This window comes from Microbacterium sp. ARD31 (genome assembly GCF_031844425.1).
This window is the reverse complement of sequence record NZ_JAUZVE010000025.1, coordinates 19,285-40,035: the sequence shown is the minus strand read 5'-3', so window position 1 is coordinate 40,035 and position 20,751 is coordinate 19,285. Positions and strand designations below refer to the sequence as shown.

Annotated in this window: 27 protein-coding genes; 11 read left to right on the top strand and 16 right to left on the bottom strand. The window is 73.1% G+C overall.

The window, feature by feature from the left end; translation table 11 throughout:
- Positions 1-86: 86 nt before the first annotated feature.
- Genes Q9S36_RS34670 through Q9S36_RS34660 form a run of 3 tightly spaced genes read right to left on the bottom strand, consistent with a single transcriptional unit; the run spans position 87 to position 2,375 of the window.
- Complete coding sequence (locus Q9S36_RS34670; RefSeq protein ID WP_311289346.1) at positions 87-1,559, bottom strand: cryptochrome/photolyase family protein; 1,473 nt, start codon at positions 1,557-1,559, stop codon at positions 87-89.
- A 4-nt stretch (positions 1,560-1,563) separates the two neighbouring features.
- Positions 1,564-1,776: a DUF2945 domain-containing protein gene (locus Q9S36_RS34665; RefSeq protein WP_311289345.1), complete on the bottom strand. Its 213-nt coding sequence runs from the start codon at positions 1,774-1,776 to the stop codon at positions 1,564-1,566.
- Positions 1,777-1,817: 41 nt separating this feature from the next.
- Positions 1,818-2,375, bottom strand: coding sequence for an XRE family transcriptional regulator (locus tag Q9S36_RS34660; RefSeq protein ID WP_311289344.1), 558 nt, complete (start codon positions 2,373-2,375; stop codon positions 1,818-1,820).
- Positions 2,376-2,441: 66 nt separating this feature from the next.
- Between Q9S36_RS34660 and Q9S36_RS34655 the strand changes: the two genes are divergently transcribed.
- The 8 genes from Q9S36_RS34655 (at position 2,442) to Q9S36_RS34620 (ending at position 7,749) form a co-directional block, all read left to right on the top strand.
- Positions 2,442-4,010 (top strand): bifunctional NAD(P)/FAD-dependent oxidoreductase/class I SAM-dependent methyltransferase, encoded by a 1,569-nt coding sequence (locus tag Q9S36_RS34655; RefSeq protein ID WP_311289343.1) that lies wholly within the window; start codon positions 2,442-2,444, stop codon positions 4,008-4,010.
- A gap of 31 nt (positions 4,011-4,041) precedes the next feature.
- A complete protein-coding gene (locus tag Q9S36_RS34650) occupies positions 4,042-4,530 on the top strand; it encodes a TspO/MBR family protein (RefSeq protein WP_311289342.1) in 489 nt (162 codons plus the stop codon).
- A 104-nt stretch (positions 4,531-4,634) separates the two neighbouring features.
- A complete protein-coding gene (locus tag Q9S36_RS34645) occupies positions 4,635-5,288 on the top strand; it encodes a TetR/AcrR family transcriptional regulator (protein WP_311289341.1) in 654 nt (217 codons plus the stop codon).
- Between the two features lie 71 nt (positions 5,289-5,359).
- Positions 5,360-5,677: a WXG100 family type VII secretion target gene (locus tag Q9S36_RS34640; protein WP_311289340.1), complete on the top strand. Its 318-nt coding sequence runs from the start codon at positions 5,360-5,362 to the stop codon at positions 5,675-5,677.
- Positions 5,674-5,973 carry a WXG100 family type VII secretion target gene (locus Q9S36_RS34635; RefSeq protein ID WP_311289339.1) on the top strand — a complete coding sequence of 100 codons (300 nt, stop codon included), beginning with the start codon at positions 5,674-5,676 and terminating at the stop codon, positions 5,971-5,973. Before Q9S36_RS34640 ends, Q9S36_RS34635 begins: the two co-directional genes overlap by 4 nt.
- Positions 5,970-7,268 carry a hypothetical protein gene (locus tag Q9S36_RS34630; protein WP_311289338.1) on the top strand — a complete coding sequence of 433 codons (1,299 nt, stop codon included), beginning with the start codon at positions 5,970-5,972 and terminating at the stop codon, positions 7,266-7,268. The genes Q9S36_RS34635 and Q9S36_RS34630 overlap by 4 nt, the downstream gene beginning before the upstream one ends.
- The gene (locus Q9S36_RS34625; RefSeq protein WP_311289337.1) at positions 7,265-7,615 is read left to right on the top strand and encodes a hypothetical protein; all 351 of its coding nucleotides are present in this window, start codon (positions 7,265-7,267) and stop codon (positions 7,613-7,615) included. Before Q9S36_RS34630 ends, Q9S36_RS34625 begins: the two co-directional genes overlap by 4 nt.
- Positions 7,612-7,749: a hypothetical protein gene (locus Q9S36_RS34620; protein ID WP_311289336.1), complete on the top strand. Its 138-nt coding sequence runs from the start codon at positions 7,612-7,614 to the stop codon at positions 7,747-7,749. Before Q9S36_RS34625 ends, Q9S36_RS34620 begins: the two co-directional genes overlap by 4 nt.
- Positions 7,750-7,755: 6 nt before the next feature.
- Here the strand turns inward: Q9S36_RS34620 and Q9S36_RS34615 are convergent, their stop codons facing one another.
- From Q9S36_RS34615 to Q9S36_RS34600, 4 genes are all read right to left on the bottom strand, one after another.
- Positions 7,756-8,280 (bottom strand): DNA starvation/stationary phase protection protein, encoded by a 525-nt coding sequence (locus Q9S36_RS34615; RefSeq protein WP_311289335.1) that lies wholly within the window; start codon positions 8,278-8,280, stop codon positions 7,756-7,758.
- An 89-nt stretch (positions 8,281-8,369) separates the two neighbouring features.
- A complete protein-coding gene (locus Q9S36_RS34610; protein ID WP_311289334.1) occupies positions 8,370-8,843 on the bottom strand; it encodes a hypothetical protein in 474 nt (157 codons plus the stop codon).
- A gap of 40 nt (positions 8,844-8,883) precedes the next feature.
- A complete protein-coding gene (locus tag Q9S36_RS34605; protein WP_311289333.1) occupies positions 8,884-10,020 on the bottom strand; it encodes a serine hydrolase domain-containing protein in 1,137 nt (378 codons plus the stop codon).
- Positions 10,021-10,085: 65 nt separating this feature from the next.
- Positions 10,086-11,687, bottom strand: coding sequence for a beta-1,3-glucanase family protein (locus Q9S36_RS34600; protein ID WP_311289332.1), 1,602 nt, complete (start codon positions 11,685-11,687; stop codon positions 10,086-10,088).
- 220 nt (positions 11,688-11,907) lie between these two features.
- On the opposite strand from Q9S36_RS34600, the gene Q9S36_RS34595 reads away from it, so the two are divergent.
- The gene (locus Q9S36_RS34595) at positions 11,908-12,297 is read left to right on the top strand and encodes a DUF2237 domain-containing protein (RefSeq protein ID WP_311289331.1); all 390 of its coding nucleotides are present in this window, start codon (positions 11,908-11,910) and stop codon (positions 12,295-12,297) included.
- A gap of 33 nt (positions 12,298-12,330) precedes the next feature.
- Here Q9S36_RS34595 and Q9S36_RS34590 read toward each other — a convergent pair whose 3' ends face one another.
- The 4 genes from Q9S36_RS34590 to Q9S36_RS34575 all read right to left on the bottom strand — a co-directional run bounded on the left by Q9S36_RS34590 (position 12,331) and on the right by Q9S36_RS34575 (position 14,553).
- Positions 12,331-12,552, bottom strand: coding sequence for a hypothetical protein (locus Q9S36_RS34590; protein WP_311289330.1), 222 nt, complete (start codon positions 12,550-12,552; stop codon positions 12,331-12,333).
- A gap of 18 nt (positions 12,553-12,570) precedes the next feature.
- Positions 12,571-13,326, bottom strand: coding sequence for an MOSC domain-containing protein (locus Q9S36_RS34585; protein ID WP_311289329.1), 756 nt, complete (start codon positions 13,324-13,326; stop codon positions 12,571-12,573).
- 50 nt (positions 13,327-13,376) lie between these two features.
- Entirely contained in the window at positions 13,377-13,949 is a 573-nt protein-coding gene (locus tag Q9S36_RS34580) for a PepSY domain-containing protein (protein WP_311289328.1), read from the bottom strand.
- Between the two features lie 106 nt (positions 13,950-14,055).
- Entirely contained in the window at positions 14,056-14,553 is a 498-nt protein-coding gene (locus tag Q9S36_RS34575; protein ID WP_311289327.1) for a mycothiol transferase, read from the bottom strand.
- 114 nt (positions 14,554-14,667) lie between these two features.
- On the opposite strand from Q9S36_RS34575, the gene Q9S36_RS34570 reads away from it, so the two are divergent.
- Entirely contained in the window at positions 14,668-15,522 is an 855-nt protein-coding gene (locus tag Q9S36_RS34570; protein WP_311289326.1) for a matrixin family metalloprotease, read from the top strand.
- Between the two features lie 6 nt (positions 15,523-15,528).
- Here Q9S36_RS34570 and Q9S36_RS34565 read toward each other — a convergent pair whose 3' ends face one another.
- The 4 genes from Q9S36_RS34565 to Q9S36_RS34550 are packed head-to-tail and all read right to left on the bottom strand — an operon-like array spanning position 15,529 to position 19,097.
- Positions 15,529-15,768 carry a hypothetical protein gene (locus tag Q9S36_RS34565; RefSeq protein ID WP_311289325.1) on the bottom strand — a complete coding sequence of 80 codons (240 nt, stop codon included), beginning with the start codon at positions 15,766-15,768 and terminating at the stop codon, positions 15,529-15,531.
- A 52-nt stretch (positions 15,769-15,820) separates the two neighbouring features.
- Positions 15,821-16,978, bottom strand: a complete 1,158-nt coding sequence (locus Q9S36_RS34560; RefSeq protein WP_311289324.1) for an ABC transporter permease — start codon at positions 16,976-16,978, stop codon at positions 15,821-15,823.
- Positions 16,975-18,147: an ABC transporter permease gene (locus tag Q9S36_RS34555; protein ID WP_311289323.1), complete on the bottom strand. Its 1,173-nt coding sequence runs from the start codon at positions 18,145-18,147 to the stop codon at positions 16,975-16,977. The genes Q9S36_RS34560 and Q9S36_RS34555 overlap by 4 nt, the downstream gene beginning before the upstream one ends.
- Positions 18,148-18,155: 8 nt before the next feature.
- Entirely contained in the window at positions 18,156-19,097 is a 942-nt protein-coding gene (locus tag Q9S36_RS34550; RefSeq protein ID WP_311289322.1) for an ABC transporter ATP-binding protein, read from the bottom strand.
- A 128-nt stretch (positions 19,098-19,225) separates the two neighbouring features.
- Here Q9S36_RS34550 and Q9S36_RS34545 point away from each other — a divergent pair, with 128 nt between their 5' ends.
- Complete coding sequence (locus Q9S36_RS34545) at positions 19,226-20,413, top strand: zinc-dependent alcohol dehydrogenase (RefSeq protein WP_311289321.1); 1,188 nt, start codon at positions 19,226-19,228, stop codon at positions 20,411-20,413.
- Positions 20,414-20,464: 51 nt separating this feature from the next.
- Here the strand turns inward: Q9S36_RS34545 and Q9S36_RS34540 are convergent, their stop codons facing one another.
- Positions 20,465-20,746, bottom strand: a complete 282-nt coding sequence (locus Q9S36_RS34540; protein WP_311289410.1) for an MGMT family protein — start codon at positions 20,744-20,746, stop codon at positions 20,465-20,467.
- Positions 20,747-20,751 lie beyond the last annotated feature (5 nt).

The window sequence follows — 20,751 nt, the reverse complement described above, 5'->3', positions numbered from 1 at the left end:
GCGGGCGCCGCTCGCACCTCAACCACCGGACAACCGATCGCACCTCAACCACCGGACATCCGCTCGCACCTCGACCATCGGGTGCGTCAGGGCGCCCGGTTGCCCCGGGCGGTCTCCTGCTCGACCAGCTCGGGCAGGTCCTTGAGCCGGTCGAGGCCGTACACGGCGCGCGCCATCCGCTGGTTGTCCGCGAACCGCTCGCGGTGGCGGTCGAGGAACCACCAGTAGCCGGCGCTGAACGGGCACGCGTCCTCCCCGACGCGCACCTTCGGGTCGAAGCGGCACGAGCCGCAGTGGTCGGACATCCGGTCGATGTAGGCGCCGCCTGACGTGTAGGGCTTCGTCGCCATCACCCCGCCGTCGGCGTGCTGGGACATCCCCACCACGTTGGGCACCATCACCCAGTCGTAGCCGTCGACGAACGCGCGGTGGAACCAGTCGGTGACCTGGGCCGGCGCCCAGCCGCGCTGGAGGGCGTACGAGCCGAGCACCATCAGCCGCGGGATGTGGTGCACCCACCCGTGCTCGGCGACCTGGTCGAGGGTGTGCGAGAGGCAGCGGGCGTCGGTGGCGCCGGCGTCGAGCTCGGCGAACCACCGCGGCAGCCGCTCGGTGGCACGCAGCTCGTTCGCGCGCCGGTAGCCCTCGCCCTGGTGCCAGTAGAGGTGCCAGACGTAGTCGCGCCAGCCGATGACCTGGCGGACGAAGCCCTCGACGCTCGCGACCGGCGCCGCGCCGGAGCGGTACGCCGCCTCGGCCCGCTCGACGACCTCCAGCGGGTCGAGCAGCCCGAGGTTGAGCGGGGCGCTCACCAGGCTGTGCGCCATCCACGGGTCGCCCTCGAGGATCGCGTCCTCGTGCGCGCCGAAGTGGGGCAGCCGGTGCTCGACGAAGTGGTCGAGCGCCGCCAGCGCCTCGCGCCGGGTGACGGGGAACCGGCGTGGACCGTCGCGGCCGATCGTCGTCACGACCCCGTCGCGCTCCCAGCGGTCGAGGTCGGCGCGGACCTCGGCGTCGATCTCGTCCTCCCGGGGCCACCACGGCTCGCTGACGCCGAGCGTCTCGGCGCCCTTGGGCGGAGGCTCCCGGTTGTCGTGGTCGAAGTTCCACCGGCCACCCGCCGGCTCCGCGCCGTCGACGAGCACGCCGTGGGCCAGGCGGGCTCGACGGTAGAAGTCCTCCATCAGCAGCCGTTTCGCTCCCCGCCCATCGGCCCACCGCTCGAAGTCCTCACGGGCGGTGGCGAAGCCGCGGGGCGGAAGCACCGTCGCCCCGAGCCGCTCGACCAGACGCAGCGCGGCGTACGACGTCGGGTGCACGACCTCGAGGTCCGCGACCTCGCCCGCCACCTCGGCGTACGTCCCGGCCTGCACGTAGGTCATCCGGTCGCCGAACGCCGCGGCGCGGTGCCGCATGGCGCTGAGCACGAGGTGCGCCTTGGCCCGGTGGAACCGTCGTCGCTGCAGCACGGCACGCGACTCGACCATGAGCAGCGGGCCGCGGTGGTCGTCGCTGAAGTGCGGCCCCAGCTGGTCGCCGAAGAGCCACCGCGTGGTCATGCGGTCAGGCCCGCTCGACCTCGCTGGCGAGCTTGAGCACGACCGTGCCGTCCTCCTGCTCGATGACGTACGCCGGGTCGTCGTCGCTGCCGTGGCGGGTGATCTTCTCGCCCTTGGTGGTGCGGGTGACGTCGTCGTGGTGCACCTCGGTGACCTTGCCCTCGGCCCACGACGAGCCCCACTTCCACTTCACGGTCGTGCCGGTCCGGATCGCCATGCGCTCCACCGTGCCACGCGCCACGCCGGAGCAGGACACCCCTAGGACCGGACGTGCATCCGCTCCCCCTGGGGACCGAAGATCGCCAGCACCTCGGCGGGCGTCGGGCCGGGGTTGCCGATCCAGTGGGGCGTGCGGGTGTCGAACTCGACCACCTCGCCGGGGCCGAGGGTCAGGTCGCGGCTGCCGAGCACGAGCCGGACCCCGCCGCTGAGGACGTAGAGCCACTCGTAGCCCTCGTGGGTCTTCAGCGACGGCTCCTCGCGGTCGACCGGCAGGATCATCTTGAACGACTGCAGCCCGCCCGGGCGCCGGGTCAGCGAGATGAAGGTGCGCCCGTGCCGCACGACGGGCTTGGACCGCACCCGCGGGTCCCCGGTCTCCGGCGCGTCGACGAGCTCGTCGAGGGCGACCCGGTGGGCGCGCGCCAGCGGCAGCAGCAGCTCGAGGGTCGGCTTGCGCTGCCCCGACTCGAGCCGCGAGAGCGTGCTGACCGAGATGCCGGTCTCCTCCGCGAGGTCGGTGAGCGTCGCCTCGCGCTCCAGCCGCAGCTGGCGCAGCCGCGGGCCCACGGCACGCAGCACTCCCTCGTCGTCCATGGTGCCAGTTTGCCATTTCGGCAAGGATGTTTGTCAACTGGCGCGGAGTGGCGCATCCTCGACGACATGGACGAGATGAAGACGTACGACGTGGTGGTCGTCGGCGGCGGTGCCGCCGGCCTGAGCGGGGCGATGGCACTGGGCAGGTCACGGCGGTCGGTGCTGGTCGTCGACGCGGGAGAGCCGCGCAACGCCCCGGCCGAGCACGCCCACAACTACCTCGGCCGCGAGGGCGTGAACCCGCTCGAGCTGCTCGAGGTCGGCCGGGCCGAGGTGGCGCAGTACGGCGTCGAGGTGCTGGCCGACCGGGTGGTGGGCCTGTCCGGGGAGGTCGACGACTTCCTCGTGACCACCGCCGGCGGACGGCGGGTGCGGGCCCGGCGGGTCCTGGTCACCGGCGGCGTGGTCGACGAGCTGCCCGACGTGCCCGGGCTGGCCGACCGGTGGGGCCGCGACGTGCTGCACTGCCCCTACTGCCACGGCTGGGAGGTCCGCGACCAGGCGATCGCGGTGCTCGCCACCACGCCGATGGCCGCCCACCAGGCGCTGCTGTTCCGCCAGCTCTCCGAGGACGTCGTCGTTGTGGTCCACGACGGGGTCGAGATCCCCGCCGAGGAGGAGGAGAAGCTGGGCGCGATCGGCGTCCGCTTCGTGCACGGGACCCCGCAGGAGGTGGTGACCGACGGCGACACCCTGGTCGGGCTGCGGCTCGCGGACGGCTCGGTGCTGGAGCGGCAGGCGATCGTCGTGGCGTCGCAGCCGCGCGTGCGCGCCGACTTCCTCGCCCCCCTCGGGATCGAGCCGACCCCGTTCGAGATGAACGGCGCCGTCCTCGGGTCGGTCATCGCGGTCGAGCCCACCGGTGCGACCTCGGTGCCGGGGATCTTCGCAGCGGGCAACGCGACCGACATCTCCATGGTGCTCATCGCCTCGGCGGCCCACGGCCTGCGGGTCGGCGCGTGGATCAACGCCGAGATCGCGAACGGCGACGCGGCCCGCGCGGGGCAGGCCCGGCGCGACGCGTTCTTCGAGCGCCCGGCCTGGGAGGAGCGCTACTCCGGCGAGAAGGTCTGGAGCGGCCGGGTCAACGCGCAGCTCGAGGCCGAGGCGGCCGCCCTGGCGCCCGGCCGCGCGCTCGACATCGGCTGCGGGGAGGGCGGCGACGCGATCTGGCTGGCCTCCCGGGGCTGGGAGGTGACGGCCGTCGACTTCGCCGACGCCGCCCTCGCCCGCACGCAGGCCCACGCCGCGGAGGCCGGGGTGGCCGAGCGGGTCGAGACCCGCCGCGTCGACGTACGCTCCTTCGACCCCGCCGGCGAGACGTGGGACCTCGTGACGTCCCACTTCTTCCACCTGCCCGACGGCGGCATGCCCGACGTCGTACGCCGACTCGCCTCGGCGGTCGCGCCCGGCGGGACGCTCCTCGTCGTCGGCCACCACCCGGAGGACCTCGCGACCGGGCTGCGGCACGGGCACGACAGCTTCATGTTCACCGCCGACCAGCTCGTGCCCTCGCTGCCCGACGACTTCGTGGTCGAGGTCTGCGAGGCGCGGCCGCGCACCCAGAAGCACCCCGAGACAGGTGCGGACGTCTCAGTCGCCGACGCGGTGCTCCGGGCCCGGCGCAAGGGGTGAGCCATTGGGGACGGGTGGGCAGGATGGACCGATGAGCACTCGGGAGCTGCACCTCCGTCCGTCCGCCCGTCTGTGGTGGACCCTGCTGCCGTTCCTGGTGGCGGTCACCGCCGTGGCCGGGCTCGGCGGGCTCGCGGCCGCCGGGTCGCAGCAGACCTACCGCGCCCTCAAGCTGCCGCCCTACGCACCGCCGTCGTGGCTGTTCGGCCCGGTCTGGTCGGTGCTCTACCTCCTCATCGGCATCGCCGGCTGGCTGCTGTGGCGCGACCGGGGCTGGGACCGCACCCTGTGGCTGTGGAGCGCGCAGCTCGTGCTGAACCTGGCGTGGACGCCGCTCTTCTTCGCCGCCGACCTCTACACCGTGGCGCTGGTGGAGATCGTGGTGCTCGCCGCCGCGGTCGCCGTGCTGGTCGCCTGGGCGTGGCGCGGCACCCGGATCGCGGCATGGCTGCTGCTCCCCTACCTCGCGTGGGTCTGCTTCGCGACCGCCCTGAACGCCGGGATCGTCGTCCTCAACTGAGCACCGGACACAGGTGTGGACATGTGTCCGGGAGTGCATGAAATGTTGATCACGGGTTGACGTAAAGGACTTCCTTACAGGCCGACCCGGCGTACTGTCGGGACATGGCAGCGCCGAGCCCGGCCTACGTGAGCGACGTCGTCGCCTCTGGTGTGGCGCGCCCGAGCAAGCACGACAGCCGCCGCGACCAGCTGGCCGAGTCGGCGCTGGTGACCCTCGGCGAGCAGGGCTACGCCCGGACGTCGTTGCGCGACATCGCCCAGCGCTCGCCTTTCTCGCACGGCGTCGTGCACTACTACTTCTCCAGCAAGGAGGAGCTGATCATCTACTGCGTGCGCTACTACAAGCGCACCTGCGTCACCCGGTACGACGCCGTGGTCGAGGAGGCCACGTCGGCGTCGGGGCTGCGCGAGGCGTTCGCCGACAAGCTGGCCGAGACCATCCGCGAGGAGGCTCCGATGCACCAGCTCTGGTACGACCTGCGCAACCAGTCGATGTTCGAGCCCGCGCTCCACGACGTCATCCTCGACATCGACGGCCAGCTCGAGCAGATGGTCTGGCGCGTGGTCACCCGCTACGCCGAGCTCGCCGGCCTCGACCCCGCGATCGACTCCACCTCCTGCTACGGCATGCTCGACGGGCTGTTCCACCAGGCGCTGCTCGCCTGGGCGACCGGCCCCGAGGAGGAGCGCGACGAGGCGCTCGAGGTGTTCAGCGAGCGGGTCGACGCGTTGATGCCCACCCTCCTCGCCCGCTGACCGGGGCCGGTTCTCCACAGATTGCCGCGGACGGGTGTCGCCGAGACCCTCGGGCGGCCGAGCATCGACCCATGATCTTCTCGGGAACGCTCGCCCTCGACCCCGCCCTCCACGCCGCCTGCACCGACACCCTCCGGGCCCGGCTGGCCGACCTCGAGCGGCGGCGCCGGTCCACGGGCCACGCGGTCGAGCGGGTGCTGGAGACGTGGCACGGCGACGCGGCCGAGCACTTCAGGTCGCGGTGGGAGGAGTGGGACCGCGGCGCCGTGCGCGTCGTGGAGCAGCTCGCCGCCGGCATCTCCGCGCTCGACCGGGTCCGCGCCGACGTGGTGGCCACCGACGGGGCGTGCGCCGAGCGACCGGTCCGGCTCGCCGGGCGGCTGGGATGACGGCCTACGACGTCGACCTCGACGAGGTGCGGGCGGTGCTGGCCGACCTCGCCGGCTGCCAGCGCGACCTGATCAGCCTGGCCGGCGACGTCGAGGCGGCGCAGGGCCGGCTCCGGGACGACTGGTCCGGGCGGGCGAGCGACGCCGCGGTGACGTCGTACGACGCCTGGCGCGACGAGTGCGCCGAGATGGTCACCGCGCTCGCGGCGCTGCGGGGCGTGGCGGTGGCAGCGGACGCCCACTACTCCGGGGCGCTGGCCGCCAACGTCGAGCTCTGGCGGCAGGTCGCGCCATGAGGATCAGCGTCGAGTGCGGCGCGATCGCCTCCGCCGCCGGCACCTGCCGCACGGCCAACCAGACCGCTGCGCTCCTGACCGAGTCGCTCTCGGGCAAGCTCGCCGGCCTCGGCGGCATGGCCGGCGACGACAGCGCGAGCGCGGACTTCGCGGCGGCCTATGACGTGGCGGCGCGCGAGGCGGTCGGCTCGCTCGCCGACCTGACCCACTCCTTCATCGGCCTCGGGCGACTGCTCACGGCCACCGGCGTCCACCACGAGCGCGCGGAGGCCGGCGCGGCCGGACGGGTGGCGGCCTACGACGGCGCCTCGCTCGCCGACGCGTTCGTCCGGGTCGCGCCGTCGCCGCCGCCCTCCAGCCTCGGCGCGCAGGAGCCGTCGCTGGGCGCGGTCGACCGCTGGATCCTCGACCACGTCGAGGGCCACGTGTGGCCGGGCGCCGACGTCGCGCTGCTGCGGGAGGCGGCGCACGCCTGGTCCCGTACGGCGTCCTCGGTGGCGGCGCTGGCCGACCACCTCGACGTGGCTCGCGACCTCGTCGGCAGCCAGCGCTCTCCTGAGATCCCGACCGCGCTGGCCTGCCTGGCCGACGTGCGCGCGCTGGTGGGCGACACCGCGGCGGAGCTGGGCGCGCTGGGCGCCGCCTGCGAGGACTACGCCGCGACGGTGGAGGACGTGCGGGCCCGCACCCGCGCCCTGCTGTCCGACATCGCGCAGATGGTCGTGGAGGGTGCCGCGGTCTCCGCGATCGCGGCGGGCCTGACCGGAGGCCTCGGCGGGTCCGCCGCTGCGGCAGCCGCGGCCGCACGGGTCCGCGCCCAGGCGCCTCGCTTCCACGGCCTGCTCGTCGCGCTCCGCGCGACCGCCACGGCGGGCGGCGCCCGGCTGCGGAGCGCGGGCGAGTCGCTCCGCGGCGTCCGGGCCCGCCTCGACCGCTACGCCAAGGTGGCGGTCCGCGACGAGCGGGGCGAGATGCGCCACCCGGGCGGCTGGTGGGGTCCGCGCTACACCCGGGTCCGCCGCACGATCGACGACCCCGAGCTGTTCGACCCGCAGGACCTCCGCGGCATGGTCCCCGCCGAGCTCCGCCGGATGCTGGCGCACTGGGACGTCTCGCCGGTCCGCTCCGGCGAGGGACTGCGGTTCACTGATCCGCTGATCGAGTCCCGGAAGATCCGCGTCATGGACGGTTACCCCGGCAACCGGCCTGACGCCCTCACCCATGGTCCGTATGTTGTCGTCTCCCAGGGCCACCAAGCCGTCAAGATCCCGCTCGAAGGGAACCCGCTCCTGTGAACACCGAGCTGCTCGAGCTCCTCCTGGCCGATCTCGACGAGGAGTACGCCACCGGAGGATTCCTCGCGCTCTACGAGGTGAGCTGGACCCTGGCGGGCCTCGGCCTCGACCGCAGCAACCCGACCTTCGCACCACTCGCCCGCGAGGCCTACGCCAGGTTCCGCGCGGAGCACCCGGACCTCGTGCTGGCGCACGGCAGCTGGCCCGACCTCCTGGGATCGGCCACCCGGGCAGGCGAGGACGTCGACGTCGACCTCGACTTCGACACGAGGTCGGGCCACGGCAGGCCGATGCTCCTGCTCGTGCATCCTGACGAGCTGGCCGACCGTGGAGGGGCCACGCCGTGACCACAGACTGGCTGACCCAGCTCATCGAGGACGTCGAGCTGGCCCGGCGCGCCGCCCCGGAGACCGAGCTCGACTTCATCCTCGACTCGGACACCCACGGGGACGCGCCGATCCTCGTGCTCGTCGACGGCTGAGCCCGGTCACTCGCTCCAGGAGCGCGGCAGGCTGCTGTTGGCGACGCGGTTCTCCGCGTCGATCATCCAGGCGAGCTGCTCGAGGCGCTCGAGGATGGCGTGGATCATGTCGGCCGAGGTGGGGTCCTCCTCGTCCACCTCGTCGTGGATCCGGCGACCGGTTCCGGCGACGGCGTAGAGCGCCGCGACGATCAGGTCGACGCAGTCACCGCTGTTGACCTCGTCGGCCGGGAACGCCGGCAGGGAGGACTGCGCGGCGACGGACGCGGCGCGGGCGTCGGGGGTGACGTAGACGGCGCGCATCCGCTCGGCGACGTCGTCGGAGAAGCCCCGGGCGGCGTCGACGACCTCGTCGAGGACGAGGTGCATGTCGCGGAAGTTCTTGCCGACGACGTTCCAGTGGGCCTGCTTGCCCTGGAGGTGGAGGTCGGTGAGGTCCACGAGCAGCTGCTGCAGGTGGGCGGCGAGGCGCTCGGAGGCCTGGAACGCGGGGTGGGCCGTGTGGGTGGTGCGGGAGGTGGTCTGGGTCATCGCACTGGTCCTCTCTTCTTCCTCGGGTCGCTCGAACACGTCCACCTAACACCCTTTTCTTGAATGATTCCAGTAAGGCGAGCCTCGCCTCATGCCCGGCGCGGCCGGAGCTCGACCACGTTGGCCGGCAGCGGGCGGCGTCGCCCGAGCGACGGCACGACGAGGGGGCACGACCGGGTGAGCGTCCGCTCGGACATCCGGTTGGCGTCGACCTCCACCACCCGTCCAGCACCGATCACGACGCCGTCGAGGACGTGGTCGAAGGTGAACCCGGCGAGCTGCGGGCTGCCCTCTCCCTTCGCGCCGTCGCGGAGCAGGTGGTCGATGAGGAACCGCAGCGACGGCAGCATCATCGACGCCTTCTCCGCCGCCGGGTCCCAGGTGAGGCAGCAGCCACGCGGGCACGGCTCCCATGCCAGCCGGGCGAACGGCACGTCGCGATCACCCCGGCCGGTCGGCGTGCCGCGCAGCGTCCCGGCGGAGGCGGCGAGGTCGGCGAGGTGGGAGCGCTCGGCCTCGTTCAGGGCGGGGCGGATCCGGAGGCAGCCGGTGAGCTCGTGCATGCGGACGATGTGCCCGGGCAGGAACGCCGGAAACCGGGACCTACGAATCTGTGGACAGCCCGACCGTCGCGGTCCAGAACGCCTTCAGCAGGTCCTCGATCCCGGGAGCACCGAGCTCGACCTGGGTGAGCAGGACGGCGACGGTGCCGCTCGCGGGATGGACGTAGGCGGACGTGCCGGTGCCGCCGACCCAGCCGTAGCGGCCGAGCTCGTTCCAGGGGTCGATCAGCGCGGTGTCGACGCCGCCGCCGAATCCCCAGCCCTGGCCGTCGAGGAAGAAGCCGCCCATCTCGCGGTGCTGCGCGGTGATCTGGTCGGTCGTCATGAGCCGCACCGAGCCAGGGCTGAGCAGCGAGCCGCCGTCCGCGAGCAGCATCCGCCCGAAGGCGAGCCAGTCGTCGACGGTGGTGACCAGGCCGCCGGAACCGGACGCGAATGCCGGCCGTCGGGTGAACACCCCGTCGGGCTCGTCACGGACCTCGAGCCCACGCTCGCCGCCGCCGTAGAGGGTCGTGAAGCGACCGCGGTCGGCAGCAGGCACGTGGAAGCCGGTGTCGTGCATCCCCAGCGGCGCGAGCAGGCGCTCGGCCATCACGTCGGCGAGGTCGTGCCCCGCCGCGCGGCTGATGAGCACGCCGAGCACGTCGTAGGCGGCGTTGTAGGTCCAGCCCTCCCCCGGCTGGTGCATGAGCGGGATCGCGGAGAGGCGACGCATCCACTCATCGGGTGCCGGCACCTCGTGGATGTCGTCGGACGCCTGCCGCAGCTCCTCCATGAGCAGCGGCACGACCGGCGAGTCCCACGTGGCGAAGCCGTGGCCGGCCGTCGACGTCAGCAGGTGGCGCAGCGTGATCGGCCGGTCGGCCGGCACCGTGTCGTCCAGCCCGCTGCCGAGCGTGCGCAGGACGCGCGGCGACGACAGCTCCGGCAGCAGACCGGACACCGGCTCGTCGAGCGACAGCACGCCCTCCTCGACCAGCACCATCACGAGCGCCGCGGTCAGCGGCTTGGTGATCGAGGCACCGCGGACGATCGAGTCGCGGGCCATCGGCACCCCGCTCGTGCCCTGCACGCCGAGCGCCTCGACAACCACCTCGTCACCCCGCGTGACGAGCGCGACCAGGCCCGGGATCTCACCCGAGTCGACGTACGGCGACAGCGCAGCGCGCAGGTCCATGCCCGGCAACCTACCCGTGCGGACCGACAGGGGAGGCGGTCCCGGGACCGCCTCCCCGGGCCGGCTCACCCCAGGCGCCACTTCTGGTTGGCGGTCCCTGCGCAGGTCCAGAGCTGCAGCGCGGCACCGTTGGCGGCGTTGACGTCCTTGATGTCCACGCACTTGTTCGCCTGCGGGTTGACCAGGTCGCCCGCGCCGCTCAGCACGAACTGCTGGGCCGGGTTGCCGCTGCAGCGGGCGATCTGGATCGGCGTACCGTCGGCCGTCCCGCCGCCGGCGACGTCCATGCACATCCCGTTCTGCGTGCGCAGCGTGCCGCTGACCCGCTCCCAGCGCTGGTTGGTGCCGCCGTGGCAGTCCCACATGATCAGCCGCTGCCCATCGGCGAAGTTCCAGTTGGGCACGTCGATGCACTTGTCGTTGAGCCGGCTGACGAAGGTGTTGCCGGCGCCGGTCGGCGGCGGGGTGGTCGTCGTACCTCCCGGACCAAAGGGCGTGAGCGTGATCCCCGCCGAGCGCGGGTCGCCGCTGTGGACCAGCGACTCCTGGGCCTGGACGTCGTCGAAGGCGAACCCGTAGGCCCGGCCGTCGACCATGTTCTGGTGCACCAGCCGTGAGTAGTGGTTGGTGATCGCACCCTGGTAGAAGTCCGCCGCCGTCCCGCTCGGCTGGGTGTCGAGCCGGCCGAGGGTGGAGCGGTGCAGTGCCGCGCACAGCGTCCGGGCGATCGGGCCGACGACCTGGTCGTTGGGCGCCCCGAGGGCACCGTCGCAGCCCCAGACGTTGCCGGTGCTCGGGCGCTGGAACGACGCGACCTGCTGGCCGGAGCCGTTGGTGAAGGTCATCGTGGTGCCGGACGTGCGGCCGTAGTAGCGCACGTCGGGCCGGTCCCCGAACGGCACGACGGTGAGCGTCTTGGAGGTGTAGGCGTTCCACGCACTGGCGATGTAGGGGTCGAGGTAGTTGCGGTCGAAGTAGCCGGCGTCCGCCGCCTTGCCCGGGGCGAGGACCCGCAGCACCGTGCCGTCGGCGCGGGTGCGGACCAGCCCGGCCCACCCGGCCTGGTTGCGCACGCCGTTGATGATCCGGTTGCGGCCGTCGTCGACGAGCCGGCCGGTCGTGCGGGTCGCGCCGTCGGCGCCCGTCACCGAGACGGCGTGCGGCACCGCGAACATGTCGACCTGCGAGCTGTTCAGCCAGAGCCCGGCGTCGTTGTAGGTGAGCTCGCTCCAGTCGAACAGGATGTTCTCGCTGGGGTCGCCGGGTGCCCAGGGCGCCGGCTGCACGAGCCCGTCGGGCGTGAGCCGGAAGGGCAGCCGCTCGCCGAAGGACATGTAGATCCGGCCGGAGAAGCCGCGCGGTACGTGGACCGTGGAGCTCGAGCCGGTCCCGCCCATCCGGATCGACACGTCGGGCGCCGGGCTCGGCGGGTTGCTGCCCGCCGGCCACGGGCTGAACGTCCCGGCCTGATTGACGTAGCCGAGCCGGCCCGTCGCGAGGTTGACCCCCACGACGTAGAGGAAGACCTCCTCGCCGCGCTGGGACTGGTTGGTGACGGTGAACGGCAGCCGGTCCGGTCCGATCGCGACGGCGGCCGGCGGTGGACTGGCGAGGGTGAGGGTGGCCGCGAGGGCGGCCAGGGCGACGAGAGCGCGACGCAGGCGCATGGTGGACCTTCTTCCCGAGAGAGTGTGACGGCGGTCACGTTATGAGAGCGCTTCCACGTGTTGTCAAGGGGCCGGTCGGGCCTCCGGGGCGGTGGTCTGCGGACCACTTCGGGCGGTGGTCCGGTCGGCTCGGACCCCAGCCAAGGACCGCTGTCGAGGACCGCTGTCGAGGACCGCTGTCGAGGACCGCTGTCGAGGACCGACCCGGCATGATCGAGCCATGACCGAGCGCAACGTCCTGGGCGGGGAGCTGGAGCCGTGCGGCACCGACCCGGTGACCGGCTTCCACCGTGACGGCACGTGCACCGTCGGCCCGCACGACGTCGGGCTGCACGCCGTCTGCGCGGTGATGACCGAGGAGTTCCTCGCGCACCAGGCCGCGGTCGGCAACGACCTCTCCACCCCGCGCCCGGAGTGGGCCTTCCCCGGCCTGGTGCCGGGCGACCGCTGGTGCGTCGTCGCCGCGCGCTGGCTGCAGGCGTACGACGCCGGGGTCGCGGCCCCGGTCGTGCTGGCGGCCACGTCGGAGCGCGCGCTGGACGTCGTACCGCTCGAGGTGCTGCGCTCGCTCTCGGTCGACGTGCCGCCGGACCTCAGCGCCTGGGAGTGACGGCCCGACCTGAAGAGGGACCCGGCAAGGGGCCTACAGGTGGTGCAGCTTCGGGTACGGGTGGGCGACCCGCAGCACCTGCGCTCCGAAGTCGACGGTGACGGCGTGGTTGTCCACCGCGACGACCCGGCCCAGGCCGTGGAGGTCGTGGGTGACGCGGTCGTCGACCTCGAACACCTCGACCACCGGCTCGACCTTCGGCTTGAAAGGACTGCTGGGGAGGTGCTTCGGCCCGGGGCCGCGCGAGGTGGTCATCACCTCGAGTATGCACCCTCATGGGTGGGATCGGGGCATCTTCGCGCCCTGAGCGGTGACGGTGCCCGGCCGCACGACCTCCGCGTAGACGCCGAACACCGGCTCGCCGGCGTCGTTGGTCGGTCGAGTGGCGACGAGCTCCTTGAGGAGCCGTCGGTCCTTCACCCCGGTCGACGGGTCGTGGTCGACCACCGCGCAGCGCGGGACCGGGCCGCCGACGCGGACTTCGGCGCTGCCGACCGCGAACGAGGTGCCGGGCCACGAGTCCTCGTCCCACGGCTCGTCGGTCTCGACGACGAGGGTCGCGCGGAAGCGGGCCGCCTCGGCGCCGACGGCCTCGAGCGAGGCGGTGGCCACCACCGTGACCGACGCTGCGAACACCACGCCACCGCGCGGCGCGGCCGCGAGCCGTACGTCGCGGCCGAGGAGGTCGGAGACGAGGGCGTCGTGCGGGCCCCCGACCAGCGACAGCGCCACCTGGCGCCCCCAGTAGTCGCAGGCCACGGTCTCCTCGGACCCACGCGCGGGCGCGGACACCGACTCACCCGACGGGAAGGTCATGGAGAGCTCGTCTCCCTCGACCCGCGCGAGCACACCCAGGAGCGAGGGGTGCTGGACCGTGCGCAGCACCTGCCGGGCGGCCACGTCGACCAGGCACCACGCCCGGTCGCCGACCGGTCCCTGCTCGTCGAGCCGGACCGACGGCATCGGGAGGTGCCGCATGCCCTTGACCGGCGCGAAGCCCAATGAGCGGACGTCGAGGGCGCGCGGCATGCGGCCATGCTTCCACGAGCACGCGTGGCCGGCCGGCGCCGTCGCCCGCGTCAGTCGCCGCGCTCGGTGCGCAGGACCTCGCCGGACTCGGCGTCGACCTCGACCGTCGTCTCGTCAGGGGTGTCCTCCCCGAGCGTGACCTCCCAGACGGCGGTGCCGTCCTCCTCCGAGAGGTCGACCCCGGTGACGGTGCCGTCGACCTCGCCGAGGGCCGCCTCGATCGCGGCCGCGTGGTCGATGGAGACGCCGAGCAGTCGCTCGGTCTCGGCAGCGTCGTCCTGGTCCGTGTCGGTGTCCTCGACCGGCCCCCGCTCCACCGTCGTGGCGTCGGCGGACAGGTCGAGGTCGTTCTCGACGCCGTCGGCCGTGACGACCGTGACCTCCCAGCCGCGGCTGTCGCCGTCGACCGAGAAGACGGTGCCGTCGACCTCGCCGAGCGCGGTCTCGACCGCGGTCTCAACGTCGCCCTGCAGTGCCTGCCCGGAGCCGGCGGACGAGGCGTCCGAGGCCGTGGACGTCTGCTCCGGGCTGTCGTCGTCACCTCCGCAGGCGGCCAGCCCGAGGGCGAGCGGGGCGAGCACGGCGGCGACGGCGAGACGGGTACGGCGGGTGGTGCGGATCATGGCGACGACTCCCTGAGGTCGTGGTGGTCAGTACGCCACCCACCGTGCCCGGCGGCCGCACAAGGCGACCTCTCCGGACCCTCAAGGTGCGGTTAAGCCGGACGGCTCACGCCAGCAGCCCCTTGACGTACGCCGCCTGGCCGAGGTGCTGGAGGCAGTCACCCTGGATGCTGACGAGGCGCGCGCCGGCCGTGACAGGCGGGTCCCAGCGCTGGTCGACCTCCCGCTCGAGCTCCTGCTCGTCGACGGTCTGCAGGTAGCGCGCGGTCGCGAGGGTGACCTCGTGGTGGTACTCGACCAGCAGGCCGGGATCGGTGATGCGCACCGCGTCGACCTGCTCGCTGGTGTGGCCGAACCCGATGTCGTCGGTGCCGTTCGGCAGCCCGAAGCGCTCCTGGAACCCCTCCCACACCTGGGTCGTGCCGGCGAGGTCGGCGACGTGGTCGTCCTGCACCCGCGCCAGGTGCCACAGCAGCCAGCCGATCGGGTTGCCGGTGCCGCCCGGCCGGTGGCGCAGGGCCTCCTCGTCGAGACCCTCCGCGAGGTCGTCGTACAGCTCCGTGATGCGGCCGAAGCCCTCGGTCAGCAGTCCGCGAACGTCCATGCGTCCCAACGTAACCGGGGCTCCGGACCGCACCACGTCCGTCCGGGTGGAGCCGGGGGGCCGAGCTCGGCGGTTCGGGTGCGCACGAGGATGCACCGGGAGATACTCCCGGCTGTGTCCGACCACGAGCCGAGCGCGCGCGAGCGCAGGCGCCGCGCCCGCGAGCTCGAGGCGGCCATGCGCGAGCTCGACCGGCTCGACCGCGAGGTCGGCCTCGGAGCCATGCCGTCCGCGGCGCGGCGGCGGCGCCGGCGTACACCGCCGCAGCTCTCCCTCGTGCTGTCGCTGGTGCTGACCGCCGCGATGGTCGGCGCGGTGGTGATGCTGCACCCCTCGGAGCAGATGCAGTCGCTGCGCCGGACGCTCGGCATCGCCGGCTCGCTCGACACCGAGGACGTCGGCGGCGCGCACGCCTTCCTGCTGACCCAGCCGGGCAGCCTGGAGCCGGTGGGCTGGGACCCCTGCCGGCCCATCCGGTGGGCGATCAACCCGACCGACGAGCCCGTGGGCGGACGGGAGGTCGTGGAGAACGCCGTCGAGCGGCTGGCCGCCTCCACCGGCCTCGACCTCCAGGCGGCGGGCGATACCGCGCACGTCCCGTTCGCCGGTGCGACGCCCGTGCACGGGGCGCGGCCGGTCGTGATCGGCTGGGGCTCCGAGGAGGACTTCCCGGGACTGGAGGGCTCCATCGCCGGGCTCGGCGGCGCGAGGAGCGACGGCGCGGCGGGTCGCAGCTACCTCTACACCGGCAACATCGTCCTCGACACCGACGTCTTCACCGCGGCCACCATCGCGCGCCGGCCGGTGGCGCTGGAGGCGATCGTGCTGCACGAGCTCGGCCACGTCGTCGGGCTCGGCCACGTCGACGACCCGGACGAGCTGATGGCCGAGCGGCACAGCCGCCAGGACGGGTGGGGGCCCGGTGACCGCGAGGGCCTCGAGGTGCTCACCTCGATCCCCTGCCGCTGAGGCGACCTACTCGACCGGCGTCGCCGAGCGCACCTGCGGCGCGCTCGAGTGCTCGTCCTTCATCCCGTCGATCTCGGCCAGGACCCGCGAGCGCTCGTCGTCGTCGAGGCGTACGCCGGCCTGGCGCAGGCCGTTGTCGAGCTCGTCGGAGATGACACGGTCCTCCGCGCTGTACTGCCACGAGCTCACCTCGTCGACCACCCGCTGCGCTGCCTCGGTCGCTGCCTGGTTCACCTCGTCGCTCATGCCCCCAACGTAGCCAGCGCGCGACACCTCACAACCGCCCATCAGGGTGGGGCTACATCGCCCGTGACAGGCTGCGCCGGAGCGCCCATGCGCCGAGCGTCGCCGCGCCGACCGCCATCCCGCCCAGCACGGCGAGGTTGGGCAGCACGTCGACGAGGGTGCCGCCGCGCCGCTGCACCTCGGCGAGCGCGGTGTAGGCCCAGGCGTGCGGCGTGAGGTCGGCGACCCGCCGGATCGCGTCGGGGAACAGCTCGAGCGGCAGCATCGAGCCGCCCAGCGCGGCGAGCACCAGGCCGAGCCCGACGCCCGCACCGCTCGCTGCTCCCTCGTTGCCCAGCACCGTGCCGAGCAGGATCGCCGTGCCCGAGGCCACCAGGCTGAACAGCAGCAGGACCAGCAGCGCGAGCGCCAGGTTCCCCCACCGCACGCCGAAGAGCAGGCTGCTGGCGAGCATGATGTAGCCGCCCTGGAAGAGCCCGATCGCCCACCGTCCGACGACCTGCCCCGCGACCAGCTCGCCCGCCGTCATCGGGCCCGCGAGCATCCGCGCCACCACGCCGAGCCGCCGCGCCTGGATGAGCGTGGCCGACCCGGCCAGGCAGCTGAGGAAGACGAACAGCAGCAGCTGGCCCGACGCGCCGAAGTCGAACTGGCCGAGCCCGGCGAACTCCTGGCTCAGCGCGTCGACGTTGGTCACCTCCAGCCGCGGCGCCACGACCCGGTGCTGGGCGGCCGCCAGCGCGGCCTCGGCGTCGCGGACGCCGTGGTCGGTCAGGGCCACGACCCGGTTGCGGTCGGCGCGCACCGCGTCCACCGCCACCCGGACGTCCTGCTCGACGACCTGGGCGTCGGCCGCCGACCCGCGCACCAGCTCGAGCGCCACCGCCTCCCCGTCGTCGTACGCCGTCGCGGCCGCGCCGTCGACGCGGACCGCGACGTCCAGGCGTCCGCGGGCGAGCAGGTCGAGCGCGTCGGACCATGCCGGGTCGGACACCACGACGTCGTCGCGCTCGAGCTGCTGAACCAGCGCCGACTGGAGCGCGGAGCCAGAGCCGCTCACCGCGACCCGCCCGGCGCGGGCCCCCTCGCCGAACTGGAGTCCGATCATCAGCACCAGCAGCAGTGGGAAGACGAAGACGAAGAAGAGGTTCGAGCGGTCACGGACGAAGAGGCGGAGCTCCACCCCGGCGACGGCGAGGACGTTCCTCATGACAGCACCCCCCGGTCCGGGACCAGGCGCGAGACCGCCAGCATCACCGCGCCGAAGCCCAGCATGATCGCGACGGGGACGCCGATGTCGCCCAGCCCGCCACCGCCGGACGTCGTACCCAGTCCGCGCAGCAGCGCCGCGACCGGGTTGAGGTCGAGCACGCCCGACAGCGGACCGGTGGCACTCACCGGGAAGAACGCGCCGCCGCCGATGCCGAGCACGAGCGCGACGATCGAGGTCGCGATGCCGGCCTGCTCGCTGGTCCGGGCGACCCGGACGATGAGGAACATCACCGACGTCCCGGCCGCCGCCGCGCACACCACCAACGCGGCGACGGCGGGGAGCGAGCCGAAGTCGGCGTCGAAGAGGTAGCCGCCCAGCGTGAGCAGCACCCCCGTCGCCACCACCCCAAGCACGAAGCTCACCAGCGCCTTGGACGCGACGACCACCCACCCCGGGATCGGCATCGAGCGCAGCCGGGCGAGCGTGCCGGACTCCCGGTCGACGAGCAGGCCGGTGACGCCGAAGCTGACCGTGAACAGCAGGAACAGCCCCGCCTGTCCGGCGACCAGCGCCGCACCCGAGTCGAGCTGCTCGTCCGCCGCGCGTCCCTGGACGAGGTCGTACGCCGGACCGGAGGTCGCCTCCTCGACGAGCGCCTCGAGCTCGTCCGGCGCGACGCCCTCGGCCAGTGCAGCCCGAGCGGTGAGGGCGCCGGAGCCGATCTGGCCGAGCAGGCCGTCGACGACCGACAGCACGATGTCGGCGCCGATGCCCGCCTCGTCGCCGCGGACCGCCTCGACGGTCACCGGCTCGCCCATCTGCGCGGACCGGCCGAACCCGTCCGGCACCAGAAGCGCGATCGCCGCGTCGCCGTCCTCGACCTCCGCGCGTCCGGCGGCGGCGCCGACCTCGTGCACCGTGACGTCGAGCTCGTCCGTGCCGTCGAGGTCGCGCACGACCGAGGTGAGCACCTGGGCCATGTCGTCGCCGGCGGGGGCGCTGACCGCAACGGTCACCGGCTCGATCTCGAGATCCTCGGTGGCGCTGAAGACCAGGTTGAACACCGTCATCAGCGCCATCGGCACGACGAGCGCGAAGATGATGACCGACTTGTCGCGGACCCGCTGGAGCAGGTCGGCGGCGGTGAGGGCGAGGAGCTGGCGCATCGGGGTGCCTAGTCCCTGAGTCCCTTGCCGGTGAGGTGCAGGAAGACCGACTCGAGGTCGGGCCGCGCGATCTCGACATCGGCCAGCGTGACGCCGTGCGCCGTCGCCGTGCCCACCACCTGCGCGACGAGGGCGGGCGCGTCCTTGACGGTCAGCGTCACGGACCGGCGCTCGGTGTCGACGCGGACCACGCCCGGGACCTGCCGCAGCTCCTCCGCCGCGCCGGCGAGGTCACCGGTGCCGCCGAGCCGGATCGTGTCGACCCCGCCGGTCAGCCGGACCAGCTCGTCGCGGGTGCCCTCGGCCTGCAACCGGCCCGAGTCGATGATGGCGATGCGGTCGCAGAGCCGCTCGGCCTCCTCCATGTAGTGCGTCGTGTAGAGCACCGCCATGCCCTCCCCCGACAGCGCCTCGACCGACTCGAGGATGGCGTGGCGCGACTGCGGGTCGACCCCGACGGTCGGCTCGTCGAGGATCAGCAGGGTCGGCCGGTTGAGCAGCCCGATGCCGATGTTGAGCCGGCGCTTCATGCCGCCGGAGTACTCCTTGCTGCGGTCCTTCGCGCGATCGGCGAGCCCGATCAGCTCCAGCACCTCCTCGACCCGGCCCCTGAGCCGGTCGCCCCGGAGGCCCTGGAGCCGACCGAAGAGGGCGAGGTTCTCGCGGCCGCTGAGGTCGGGGTAGATCGCCAGCTCCTGCGGCACCAGCCCGACGTGGCGCTTCGGCTCGGTGGTGCGCGGCGTCATCGGCTGCCCCGCGATCGTCACCGACCCCGCGTCGGCGGCGATCAGCCCGGCGACCATCGAGATGGTGGTCGTCTTCCCCGCCCCGTTGGGTCCCAGCAGGCCGTACGTCTCGCCCTCCGCGATGCGGAACGACACCCCGTCCACCGCCGTCAGGTCCCCGAACCTCCGGACCAGCGAGTCCACCACCAGCACGTCGCCTGTCATGCCACCCCTCCCGTCACCTCCACGCTCCCAGAGCGCCGTGGGGTGCGGGAGGGACGAAAGTCATGACTTCGGCCGCGCCGGGTACGGAGGTCGCTCGACGACCTCGACCCCGAAGGCGGAACAGTCCGATGAAGGCAGTCACCTGGCAAGGCGTCCACGACATGCAGGTCACCGACGTACCCGACCCGCGGATCGAGGAGCCGACGGACGCGATCATCAAGATCACCTCCACCGGCCTGTGCGGCTCCGACCTGCACCTCTACGAGACCCTCGCCCCGTTCATGGAGCCCGGCGACGTCGTCGGCCACGAGCCGATGGGCATCGTCGAGGAGGTCGGCTCGGCGGTCACCAACCTGGCGGTCGGCGACCGCGTCGTCGTCCCGTTCAACGTCTGCTGCGGCTCGTGCTGGATGTGCGGGCAGGGTCTCTACAGCCAGTGTGAGACGACCCAGAACCACGAGCACGGCACCGGCGCCAGCTTCTTCGGCTACAGCAAGCTCTACGGCCAGGTCCCCGGCGGACAGGCGGAGTACCTCCGCGTCCCCTTCGCGAACTTCCTGCCCGTCAAGGTGCCGCACGAGCACGCCGACGACCGCTTCCTCTTCCTCTCCGACGTGCTGCCCACCGCGTGGCAGGCGCTGCAGTACGCCGACGTCCCCGAGGGCGGCACGCTCCTCGTCCTCGGCGCCGGCCCGATCGGTGACATGGCCGCGCGGATGGGCGTCCGCGCCGGCCACCGCGTCTTCTCCGTCGACCGGGTGCCCGAGCGGCTCGAGCGCGTGAAGGCCTTCGGGGCGGAGCCGTTGGACCTCGACGACGCCAACGAGGTCGGCAGCGTCGGCGACATCATCCGCGAGGCCACCGGCGGGCGCGGCCCGGACGCCGTCATCGACGCCGTCGGCATGGAGGCCCACGGCTCCACCGGTGCGCAGGTCGTGCAGAAGATGACCGGCCTGCTGCCCGACGCGGTCTCCGAGCCGATGATGAAGAAGGCCGGCCTCGACCGCCTCGCCGCCCTGCACACCGCCATCGACGCGGTGCGCCGCGGCGGCACCATCTCGATCTCCGGCGTGTACGGCGGCATGGCCGACCCGATGCCGATGATGCAGCTGTTCGACAAGCAGGTGCAGATCCGGATGGGCCAGGCCAACGTCCGCCGCTGGACCGACGAGCTGCTGGCCATGCTGGTCGAGGACGACCCGTTCGGCGTCGACGCCTTCGCCACCCACCACCTCCCCCTCGCCGAGGCCCCCGACGCCTACGAGCACTTCCAGAAGAAGGAGGAGGGCATGGTCAAGGTGGTCTTCCAGCCGTAGCTCATCTGGTGGTTGAGGTGCGAGGAGCGCCAGCGACGAGCCTCGAAACCACTACCCCACCGCCGACCTCTCCACCCACCCCCGCGGCGTGAGCGGCACCCCGTCCTCCCGCAGCCGCTCGACGGCCGTCCCGCCATGACACGTGGCGGGGCGGCCGTCGGCGTGCACGACGCGCCACCACGGCACGGCGTCACCGTGCAGCGCCATCACCCGCCCGACCTGCCGCGGGCCACCCGTGCCGACCGCCCGGGCCAGTGCGCCGTACGTCGTCACCCGTCCCGCCGGCACCTGCTCGACGAGCGCCAGCACCGCCTCGACGTACTCCTCGTCCATCCTGC